The organism is Roseomonas sp. TS2, from assembly GCF_058833935.1.
In genome coordinates this window covers 1-4,202 of record NZ_JCACVY010000270.1, presented here as the reverse complement: position 1 = coordinate 4,202, position 4,202 = coordinate 1, and the positions used below count along the sequence as shown (strand labels likewise).

Below are 4,202 nucleotides of genomic sequence, written 5' to 3'. Positions count from 1 at the left end.
ACGTAGTGCGCGCCTTCCTCCAGCGCCGGCGGCAGCGGCGCCACGTCGTGATAGAGCACGCGCATGTCGAAGCCGCGGGCGCGCCGCGCCACCGCGCGTCCGATCCGCCCCATGCCGAGGATGCCGAGCGTCTTGCCCCAGACGCGCACGCCGAGGAAATCGCCCATGCTGCGCGGCCCCCAGGCGTCGCGCCGCATCAGCGCGTCGGCCTCGGGCAGGCGGCGGGCGGCGGAGAGCAGCAGGGAGAAGGCGAGGTCAGCGGTGCAGCCGGTCAGCACGTCCGGCGTGTTGGTGACGATGAGGCCGCGCGCCTTGGCCGCCGCCACGTCGACATGGTCGAAGCCCACCGAGCAGGTGGCGGCCACCTTCACCTGGGGCGGCATGGCGGCGATGTAGCCGGCATCCAGCTTGAAGCTGGAGCTGAACAGCAGCGCCTCCGCCGCGTGGTCGCGCAGCAGCGCCAGCGATTCCTCGCGCCCGATGTCGTGCTCCACCGCCAGCACGCCGTCATACTCCGCCGCGGCCCGCGCCGTGACGGCGGGCGGCAGGCGCCGCACCGAGACGAGGCGGTGGCGCGATGCCCCTCCCGAGGGGGGGCTGGGGGGAACGCTGGCTGCGGACATGGCTTTCCGGACTCCCAATTCTTTGGAGGTAGCTTAACCACGTCCCCGGCCCTGGCCAGACCCTCCCTTTCCGCGCCCCCCCGTCTTGCCAGGGGCGGGGGAAGCGTTCACCGTCCGCGCCCAATTCTTTCGGGAGAGTCAGGACCATGGATCTCGGTCTGAGCGGGCGTCGCGCCCTGGTGATGGGGGCCTCGAAGGGCCTCGGCCGTTCGATCGCCGATGCGCTGGCGGCGGAGGGGGTGGCGGTGGCCGTCTCCGGCCGCAGCCAGGAGAGCCTCGACCGCGTGGCGGCCGAGCTGCAGGCGCTCGGCGCGCCGAAGGCGGTGGGCATCCCGGCCGACGTGGCCGAGGGCGCGCAGATGGACCGGCTGGCCGACGCCGCCGTGGCGGCGCTGGGCGGCGTGGACATCCTGGTGCTGAACCATGGCGGCCCGCCGACCTGCTCGGCGCTGGAGATGAAGCAGGAGGACCTGATCACCTGGTTCCAGCGCATCGTCCTCTCGCCCATCCGCATCGCCAACCGCCTGATCCCGGCGATGCGCGAGCAGAAATGGGGCCGCATCCTGGCGGTGGGCTCCACCGGCATGGTGCAGCCGCTGCCGGGCCTGGCGCTCTCCAACACGCTGCGCGCCTCGATCGTCGGCTGGAACAAGACCCTCTCGGCCGAGCTGGCGGGCGAGGGCATCACCTGCAACATCCTGGCCCCCGGCGCCTTCGCCACCGACCGCACGGCGGAGACGCTGGCCGCCGTGGCCGCCAAGACCGGCAAGAGCATCGAGGCGCTGGTGGCCGAGCGCTCCGCCGCCATCCCCGCCGGCCGCTATGGCGAGCCGCCGGAGTTCGGCCCGATGGCCGCCTTCCTCGCCTCGGACAAGTCCGCCTACACCACGGGCCGCATCCACATCATGGATGGCGGGGCTGTCCGCTGTGTCTGATGCGGCGGCCCGACTGAACCTGGTGCCGGATGTCGACCTCGCCGCCCGCATGTTCGACGAGCTGCGGGAGAAGAGCCGCGACGGCGAGGGCGTGACGCGCGAGGCCTATGGCCCCGGCGAGCGCATGGCCCATGCGCTGGCCCGGCGCGAGGCGGAGGCGCTGGGGCTGGAGGTGGCCGCCGACCCGGTGGGCAACCTCTACATGACCCTGCCGGGGCGGGACCGGGCGGCGCCGCGCGTGCTGCTCGGCAGCCACCTCGATTCCGTGCCGAATGGCGGCAATTTCGATGGCGCGGCGGGCGTGCTCGCCGGCCTCGCCGCCGTCTCCGGGCTGAAGCGCGCGGGCTTCGTGCCCGAGCGGGACATCGTGGTGATGGCGACGCGGGCGGAGGAGGCGGGGGCCTGGTTCCCCACCTCCTACCCCGGCAGCCGCGGCGCGCTGGGCCGGCTGAAGCCCGAGGAGCTTCAGGTGAAGCGCCAGGACAGCGGCCGGACGCTCGCCGAGCACATGCGCGAGGAAGGCTTCGACCCCGATTTCGCCGCGCGCGGCGAGCGCGTGCTGACGCCGGAGAACACCGCCGCCTTCCTCGAGCTGCACATCGAGCAGGGGCCGGTGCTGGATGCGGAGCGCATCCCCGTGGCCATCGTCACCGGCATCCCCGGCAGCCGGCGGCTGCGCCAGGGGCGGGTGCTCGGCGAGTACAACCACTCGGGCGGCACACCGCGCCGCTACCGGCGGGACGCGGCCATCGCGCTCGCCGAGCTGGCGGTGGCGCTCGACGAGGAGTGGGCGCTGCTGGAGGCGCGGGGCCACACCCTCGTCGTCACCTTCTGCACCCTGGCCACCACGGCGGAGGCGGGCTTCACCAAGATTCCCGGCGAGGCCACCTTCATGCTGGATGTGCGCAGCGTGAACCCGGCCAGCGTGGACGCCATCTTCGCGGCGCTCGCCCGCAAGGTGCCGGAGATCGAGGCCCGCCGCGGCGTGCGCTTCGAGCTGGGCGCCGAGACCGGCTCGCTGGCCTCGCCCATGGATGCCGGCATCCGCGCCGGCCTGGCCCGCGCGGCGGAGGCGGCGGGTGTGCGCCACCGCGAGATGGCCTCGGGCGGCGGGCATGACGCGGCGGCCTTCGGCGCCGCCGGCATCCCGGCGGCCATGCTGTTCGTGCGCAACCAGAATGGCAGCCACAATCCGCACGAGGCAATGCGGATGGAGGATTTCGCCGAAGGCTGCGCCGTGGTGGCGCACTGGCTGCGCGAGGCCGCCGGCTGAACCGGCGGGGCCGGGAAAATGGCCTCCCGGCCCCGCCTTGCTCCGCAACCGCTCAGAGCGGGTCGGAGAAGCGGACGTTGTCCAGCCAGAGATCGGCGAGGCCGAAGGCCGGCTCTTCCTGGTCGGAATAGAGCAGCGCGGCGAAGCCGAGCTGGTAGGTCCCGCTCTCCTCCACCGTGAAGTAGATGTTGCTCCACTGCTGCCCGGTGTCGCTGAAGCCGTAGATCTGGGCGTGCGCCTCGTTCTGCAGCGAGATCAGCGCCAGGCACTCATAGCCTTCCGGCGCCCCGGCCAGCTCGTTCACCAGCCACATGTCGAAGGAGACGACCTGGCCCGCCTCGAGCTGCACCGTCGTCTGGATGCCCGACGCCTCCGAATGCAGCGGCATGGGCAGGCCGATCTCGGCGCCGCCGAAGAAGGCGGTCAGCCCGGCCAGGTCGTTCTCCGGCGCCCCGTCCGGCAGGGCCGACATGAGCACCTCGGCCACGCTGAGGTCGTTGACGTCGAACACCGTGCCGAAGCTCTCCCAGCCCTGCAGCCCGTCCTCGAAGGTGAAGTCGATGCCCGGCTGCTCGTCCGCGCCGGCGATGGTGACGGTGATCTGCGTCTCCGTCCCGTCGGCCGACTGGACGGTGAGGACATCCAGCAGGCTCTCGCCCGCCTTCAGCGCCTGCACCTCGGGGCGGTCGTGGCCGTCGAAGATGTAGATCCAGTCGCCCTCCCGGTCGATGGAGAGGGTGCCATAGGCGCTCTCCAGGACCGCCTCGCGGAAGGAGGACTGGCCGGCATCGGGGTCGGTGACGGTCAGCCTGCCATAGGTGATGGATTCGTCGTCCTCGATGACCGCCCCGGTGCCGGTGCCGCCGAAGACGGGGGCTTCCGGCACGTCGCACACGGTGAGGGTGAAGGGGGTGGTGACGGAAAGCCCCTGGCCGTCATGGTCGGTGGCGGTGACCCGCAGGTGCAGCGTGGCGGCGGCCTCGTGGTCCAGCGCGATGCCGTCCTTCAGCTTCAGCAGGTTGCCGGCCACCTCGAAGCGCTCGTCATCGACGCGGAAGCGGTGCGTGTCGCCGGCATCGGGGTCGACCGCCGTCAGCGTGCCGACCACCGCGCCGGCCTCGTTCTCGCGCAGCGAGAAGCCGCTCAGGCGGATGTCGCGGGGCGAGTCGTTGGCGTCCAGCACCGGCACGGCGAGGCTGCGCTCCGTCCACAGCCCGTGGCTGTCCGTCGCCCGCACCAGCACGGCAATCCCGGCCTCGGTCTCGAAGTCGAGGGAGACGCCTTCCCGCAGCCGCAGCAGGTTGCCGTCCACCACCTCGAAGCGCTCATCCGCCGTGCTGAAGCAGAGGCTGTCGCCCGCATCCGGGTCGG

At 72.4% G+C, this 4,202-nt stretch carries 4 protein-coding genes; 2 read left to right on the top strand and 2 right to left on the bottom strand.

The features are described from left to right. Positions 1-623 (bottom strand): NAD(P)-dependent oxidoreductase (locus tag ACZJYS_RS23055; RefSeq protein ID WP_493180466.1); only part of this gene is annotated, 623 nt, incomplete at its 3' end. Positions 624-769: 146 nt separating this feature from the next. Here ACZJYS_RS23055 and ACZJYS_RS23050 point away from each other — a divergent pair. Together ACZJYS_RS23050 and ACZJYS_RS23045 are read left to right on the top strand one after the other, a co-directional pair. Beyond that, a complete protein-coding gene (locus ACZJYS_RS23050; protein ID WP_493180465.1) occupies positions 770-1,558 on the top strand; it encodes an SDR family oxidoreductase in 789 nt (262 codons plus the stop codon). Further along, positions 1,551-2,831, top strand: coding sequence for a hydantoinase/carbamoylase family amidase (locus tag ACZJYS_RS23045; RefSeq protein WP_493180464.1), 1,281 nt, complete (start codon positions 1,551-1,553; stop codon positions 2,829-2,831). Before ACZJYS_RS23050 ends, ACZJYS_RS23045 begins: the two co-directional genes overlap by 8 nt. 52 nt (positions 2,832-2,883) lie before the next feature. On the opposite strand, the gene ACZJYS_RS23040 is transcribed toward ACZJYS_RS23045, so the two are convergent. Further along, positions 2,884-4,202: VCBS domain-containing protein (locus ACZJYS_RS23040; RefSeq protein ID WP_493180463.1), on the bottom strand; the 1,319-nt coding region annotated here is incomplete at its 5' end.